A 4,541-nucleotide genomic window follows, 5' to 3' on the forward strand; every position below is an offset into this window, starting at 1 on the left:
GAGGCGGTCGCGGGCGAGGCCGGCGCCTTCGACGGCATCGACATCCGTTTCGTGATGAGCCATCTCGCCCGCGCCGACGAGCCCCAACAGGCGGCCAACGAGAAGCAGCGGCACGAATTCGACCGATTGCGCAAGATGCTGCCCGCGGCGCCCGCCTCCCTGGCCAACTCGTCGGGCATCTTTCTCGGACCTGCCTATCATTACGATCTCGCCCGTCCCGGAGCCGCGCTCTACGGCGTCAACCCGACACCCCACGAAGCCAATCCGATGCTGCCGGTGATAAGGCTGGAAGCCAAGGTGGCGCAAACGCGTGAGATCGGCGCCGGCACAGGCATCGGCTATGGCCACACCCACCAGGCGGACGGGCCGCTCAGGCTGGCGACCATTTCGCTGGGCTATGGCGACGGCTGGCACCGGCGCGCCGCCTCGGCCGCCTGGTTCGAGGGCGTGCGTTTGCCCTTCGTCGGGCGCGTGTCGATGGATTCGATCATCCTCGACATTTCGGCGCTTCCGGCAGGCAGGCTCGGCGAGGGCGACCTCGTCGAGCTCATCGGCCCCTCGCAAAGCGTCGACGACGCGGCCGGCCACGCCGGCACCATCGGCTACGAGATACTGACCAGCCTGGGCACGCGCTTTCACCGCCGCTACGTCGGCGCCTGACCACGCCCCTTGGCGGGCGCCGCAAAATCCGGCACACAGATGAACGAGCCACAGCGCCTCCGCGTGCACGGCCCTTGAGGGAGATAGAATGAAAGTCATCGTGCTGGGCGGCGGCGTGATCGGGGTCACCACCGCCTACTTCCTCACCGAGGCCGGCCATGAAGTGACCGTCTACGATCGCCAGCCGGGGCCGGCGCTCGAAACCAGCTTCGCCAATGCCGGCGAAGTGTCGCCGGGCTATGCCTCGCCCTGGGCCGGGCCGGGCGTTCCGATCAAAGCCGTCAAATGGCTGTTGATGAAATACGGCCCGCTGGTGGTGCGGCCGGCGTTCGACCCGAATATGTGGACCTGGCTGCTGAAGATGCTGCGCAACTGCACGGCCGGGCGCTATGCGCTCAACAAGTCGCGCATGGTGCCGCTTGCCGAATACAGTCGCGACACGCTGAAGGCACTGCGCGAGGCGACCGGCATCACCTACGACGAACGGGCCAAAGGCACGCTGCAGCTCTTCCGCAAGCAGAAGCAGCTCGACGGCACCGGCGGCGACGTCGAGGTGCTGAAGAAATACGGCGTGCCCTACGAGATCCTCGACCGCGACGGCTGTGTCGCCGCCGAACCGGCGCTCGCCGCCGTGCGCGACAAACTCGTCGGCGGCCTCAGGCTTCCGGGCGACGAGACCGGCGATTGCAAGATGTTCACCGACAAGCTTGCTGAGCTCTGCGTGGCGCGGGGCGTGACCTTCGAATACGGCTCGACCATCCGGAAAGTCGTCAGGAACCGGAACCGCCTCACCAATGTGCTCACCGACAGCGGATGGAAATCCGCCGACGCCTTCGTGATGGCGCTGGGCAGCTATTCGGCGCAATTCATGCGCAAGCTGGGACGACCCATTCCGGTCTATCCGGTCAAGGGCTATTCGATCACCGTGCCGATCACCAATGCCGAGGCCGCGCCGGTGTCGACCGTGATGGACGAGACCTACAAGGTGGCGATCACCCGGCTCGGCGACCGCATCCGCGTCGGCGGTACGGCGGAGATTTCGGGCTATGATCTTCGCCTGCATGAATCGCGCCGCCGCACGCTCGAACACTCGGTCGTCGATCTTTTCCCCGGCGGCGGCGATCTCAAGGCGGCGAGCTTCTGGTGCGGCTTGCGGCCGATGACGCCGGACGGACCGCCCTTGGTCGGACTGAGCGAGGTCGCCAATCTCTATCTCAACACCGGCCACGGCACGCTCGGCTGGACCATGGCCTGCGGCTCGGCCAAGGTGCTGGCCGACATCATGTCCAACCGGGTCCCGGAGATCAACGCGCGCGATCTGAGCCCAGAGCGGTATCTGAAGCCTATTTAAAGGTGTGCTGATATTCAGGTGAGACCCGTCTGCGAATGACGGCTTTCTGCGCTTCCGGTGCTCACGTACTTTAAGTACGCTCCGCTCCGGTTCTCGAAATCCGCCATTCTCGACTCGGCCTGACCTGAATCTCAGCACACCTTAGTCGAGCGGCGTTCAGAACGCCTCCCGGACCCAGGCGTCGCTGAACAGCAGGCGGTAGGCCCAGCCGATCGTGACATTGGTGGCGACCGGCCGTGAATGCGCAACGTAGTCCTGGTAGATCGGCTTCATCCTGGCATAGAAGGCCGGATCCAGCACGACCATGCCGTTCTCCGAGTCATGGAAGAAGCTGCGGTTGTTGAGGTTGACCGATGAGATGGCGACCAGCCTTTCGTCGATCATCATGATCTTGGAATGCAACACGACGTCGGGCGCCTTGAACTCGCGGATGTTGATGCGATCGCCATATTTCTCGACGAACAGCTTGTTGAGCGCGGTGAGGAAGCGGCCGCCGATATCGCCCTTGAGGTCGATGCGGCCGACGACGTCGATCTTCACGCCCCTGGCCAGCGCCCCGTCGAAGGCGCGGGCGATATCGGGCGTCAGGTTGAGGTAGGGATTGACGATCTCGATGCGATGCTCGGCGCTGTCGATCAGCTCGACGAAATAGGCCTCCAGCGCGTGCCCATCCTCATAGGGCACGGAAATGAAATGCCGCGCCACGCCGCGCGGGGCCGCCCGGGAACGGACCGGAATGGAGAACGGCCGCGACAGGTTGGTGTCGGCGTCGCGCAGCCAGATGGTCGACAGATGCGCGGCCAGCGTCTCGACCGTCGCCGGGTCGGCGATCTCCATATCGAAGTCGCTCCAGTTGGAATAGTAATTCAGCGAGAAGCCGTCGGTCTTGCCGTATTGCTCAAGGTCCGGATAGCGGGTCAGGTCGACTGGCCGGTGGAACAGAAAACCGTCGTGGATGTTGCGGCCGCCGATGATGACGCGCGACCGTCCAGGCTCTTCGGCCAGTGTCGCCAGCATCTTGACGTGATGGGTCTTGTGCAGCTGTGAGATCTGCTCGTCGAACGGTGCGCCGTGATCGGCCTGCCAGCGATATTCCTGCAACTCGACATTGGGAAACTCCGATGCCAGCCGGTGGAGCATGGCGTCGTCCTTCTCCCGCTCGAGCACGTCGGTCACCAGGATGCGCACCTTGGTGCCGAGCGCTGCGTGATGGCGGATCAGCCGCTCCATCACGCGGCCGGAGAAATCCGCCTTGAATTCCAGCGACGACAGATAGATCAGCCTGAGTTTCGGGGCGTGGGAGAAATCGAGCGGCAGCCCTGGGTCGGCTTTGTCGAAAGCGCTGTCCGGCAGCCTCTTGCCGAGCAGGGCTTCGACCTTGGCGTTGAAACCGTCACGGGATTTTCGCAGCAGGGTCGGCGATCCCAGCGGCAGCGCGCAGGTCTGCGACAGCCAGCGGCTCGCATAAAAGACACGGTTGAGTTCCTCCATCCCCGCCGGATCGGGCACCGGGCAGCGGTCGTAGCGGCTGTCCAGAGCCGTGATCCAGGGATCGGCGGTCTCCTCGCGCAGCAAGGTCAGCGGCGCGCCCGCCGGCGCCAGGGCGGAGCCGACGCGCAGATCGCAGCGGGTCAGTGCCTGGTCCGGAAACAGGCTGACGGAGGTTTCGGCGACCGGGAGGCTCAAATGGAATGGCGCGGCCGCGGCGACGGTCATGGATCGGCCTGGTGCGCGGATCGCGAGCCGGCCGTTGCAGGTGCCGCCGATGTCGACAGGCTGCTGGCCTGCCTGGCGCAGCACGATCTCGACCGAGCGCGCCTGCAGACCGGAGAAGCTGAAGGTCTTGGGTGCCGAGGGCCGTGCGGCGGCATCGAGATAGAGGGTCTGGCGAGACATGCGCCAGCGCCCCGCGAAATGGGCTTGGCCCGGCTTGCCTGGCGTGGGCGCGAGTTCCGTGTCGTCGAGCGGCCTCGCTAACCCTTGCAGCGCCGGATAGGTCGCATGGAAGCCGCTGTTCTGGACATCGCGCCAGTCGCGGACGAAGCGGCCCGTGCCGTTGGCGCGGTCGAGCGCATCGAGACGGCTCTGGGCGAGCAGCGCCTGGAACCGTTTCTCGTAGGCGCTGTTGCCGTCGCTGGCGAAATAATGCGCTGTAGCGATCCCGGCGCCGGTGCTGTCCGCAGAGACGGGCAGGCGGTCGCAGGCGTCGTCGCCCGGAAAGAAGGCGCAGGCCGAATGTCCGGGCATGCCGGCGCAGCCGGCCAGCACCGTCAGCGCCAGTCCAAGCAATGCCTTGGCGACGGCAGACCCGAGGCTCATCCGGCTGCTCCGCTCACGGCTTTGAGCTCGGCGGGGTCGCGCGGCGGCAGGAAGCCTTGCGGAAAGATCCGGCAGACGGGAAAGGCGAAGGTGGCGATCAGAAGTTCGGCCTCGTTGCGCATCTTGCGCGGCGCCGTCCTGTCGTCTCGAATTTTCCGCGCTGAAGCGACCAGCTCGCCGTCGCAGTCGCAATGATTGTGTCTTGCAATGT

General features: G+C 65.5%; 3 protein-coding genes and 1 pseudogene. 2 read left to right on the forward strand and 2 right to left on the reverse strand.

Translation table 11 applies throughout. The features are described 5' to 3' along the window. Positions 1–660, forward strand: a 660-nt coding sequence (locus EOA27_RS23610; RefSeq protein WP_189562095.1) for an alanine racemase C-terminal domain-containing protein, incomplete at its 5' end; no start/stop codon positions are given. Positions 661–748: 88 nt separating this feature from the next. Beyond that, positions 749–2,011 carry a D-amino acid dehydrogenase gene (locus tag EOA27_RS23615; protein ID WP_126080700.1) on the forward strand — a complete coding sequence of 421 codons (1,263 nt, stop codon included), beginning with the start codon at positions 749–751 and terminating at the stop codon, positions 2,009–2,011. A 156-nt stretch (positions 2,012–2,167) separates the two neighbouring features. Here EOA27_RS23615 and EOA27_RS23620 read toward each other — a convergent pair whose 3' ends face one another. After that, complete coding sequence (locus EOA27_RS23620; protein WP_126080701.1) at positions 2,168–4,330, reverse strand: phosphatidylserine/phosphatidylglycerophosphate/cardiolipin synthase family protein; 2,163 nt, start codon at positions 4,328–4,330, stop codon at positions 2,168–2,170. Continuing rightward, a pseudogene (locus EOA27_RS23625) lies at positions 4,327–4,541 on the reverse strand (hypothetical protein); the annotation flags it as partial. The pseudogene EOA27_RS23625 and the gene EOA27_RS23620, both read right to left, overlap by 4 nt.

Source organism: Mesorhizobium sp. M2A.F.Ca.ET.037.01.1.1, assembly GCF_003998075.1.
In the GTDB taxonomy this organism is placed as follows: domain Bacteria; phylum Pseudomonadota; class Alphaproteobacteria; order Rhizobiales; family Rhizobiaceae; genus Mesorhizobium.

What these genes read in the sequence shown, in the direction of transcription:
- EOA27_RS23620 (WP_126080701.1), bottom strand. Translation starts at nt 4,330, where the DNA reads ATGAGCCTCGGGTCTGCCGTCGCCAAGGCATTGCTTGGACTGGCGCTG.
- EOA27_RS23615 (WP_126080700.1), top strand. Translation starts at nt 749, where the DNA reads ATGAAAGTCATCGTGCTGGGCGGCGGCGTGATCGGGGTCACCACCGCC.